The 1,472-nt window shown below is 39.0% G+C and carries 2 protein-coding genes; one reads left to right on the forward strand and one right to left on the reverse strand.

Going from position 1 to position 1,472, the window contains the following annotated elements; translation table 11 throughout:
* Positions 1–856 (forward strand): tRNA (adenosine(37)-N6)-dimethylallyltransferase MiaA (miaA, locus tag DBR11_RS27475; RefSeq protein ID WP_108555741.1); only part of this gene is annotated, 856 nt, incomplete at its 5' end.
* Here miaA and DBR11_RS27480 read toward each other — a convergent pair.
* A complete protein-coding gene (locus DBR11_RS27480) occupies positions 853–1,167 on the reverse strand; it encodes a DUF3467 domain-containing protein (protein WP_108555739.1) in 315 nt (104 codons plus the stop codon). The genes miaA and DBR11_RS27480 overlap by 4 nt on opposite strands.
* Positions 1,168–1,472 lie beyond the last annotated feature (305 nt).

The raw sequence follows: 1,472 nt of genomic DNA on the forward strand, positions 1-1,472 counted from the left end.
TAAAACTTCACTGGCCATTCAGCTGGCCCGGCATTTTAAAACAGAAATCGTCTCTGCCGATTCCAGGCAGTTTTTCAAGGAAATGGAAATCGGAACAGCAAAACCTTCTACAGAAGAACTTGCAGCCGCTCCTCATCATTTCATTAACTCTCATAGCATCCAGACATTCTTCAGTACGGGAGATTTTGAAATTGAGGCGATGAAGACGATCAACTCGCTTTTTAAAAATCATGATCAGGTAGTTATGGTTGGGGGCTCTGGTTTATACATTAATGCGGTATGTAACGGATTGGACGATCTTCCCGAAACAGATCTTTTGGTAAGGGAACACTTAAATCGTGTTTTCGCAGAGCAAGGGCTGGAGGAGATTAAAAATCAACTGCGTGAAGCAGATCCTGAATACTATGCCAAAGTAGACCAGGCTAATCCTCAGCGAATGATCAGAGGACTCGAATTTTTTCTCTCTACCGGGACTAAACTTTCTTCTCACCTAACCAACAGCAAAAAGGTCAGACCTTTCAACATCTTAAAGATTGGCTTGAATATGGATCGTTCGCTTTTGTACCAGCAAATTAACCACCGCGTTGATTTAATGATGGAAGCAGGTTTGTTAGAGGAGGTTCGCCTTTTGGTGCCTTACAAAGATCTTAATGCACTGAATACAGTTGGTTACTCGGAGTTATTTCGTTATCTGGATGCTGAGCTTACTTTACAGGAGGCTGTGGAGCAGATTAAGCAGAATACACGTCGTTTTGCCAAGCGCCAGCTGACCTGGTTCCGTAAAGATCCCGACACCCAGTGGTTTGAACCTAACGCGTATCCTGCTATACTTTCTTATTTACTTAAAAACCTTTAAGCCTGAGCTGTTGGCCCGCCAAAGTTCATCGGAAAACCTGGAGGCTCTTCCTGTGTTTTGATTCTTCCGTTTGCAGCTTCGTATTTGTCAATGTTATCTTGCATGGCATGAACCAGGCGTTTGGCATGTTCTGGTGTTAAAATGATTCTTGATTTTACTCTTGCCTTTGGTACGCCTGGCATAACCCGGATAAAATCCAATACAAACTCTGTGTTGGAATGGGTTATTATAGCAAGGTTTGAAAATATTCCTTCTGCGATTTCTTCGGAAAGTTCTATGTTTAACTGGTTGTCGTTGTTGCGTTCTTCCATAGTACAAACTTACTTATAAAATCTTGGGGATAAAAAATGTTTATAAATTGCGCGAGTATGAATGATTAGAAAATTAAAGGCTGTTATAAGGCGCTTTAACCGAAGTGCTTTACCATACGCTATTACTAATAATCAACATACCTTTGTATATTGATATGTTGATTTATTAACATATCAATACCTAGACTTATAGATATTTATTGAAGTCCAAAAACTATATTCATATATAATTACATATCTATATTATTAAACATAGATATAGATACATAAACATACAATCACATAAACATATATGCGTCTTACAT

The organism is Pedobacter sp. HMWF019, assembly GCF_003061025.1.
Classification (GTDB): Bacteria; Bacteroidota; Bacteroidia; order Sphingobacteriales; family Sphingobacteriaceae; genus Pedobacter.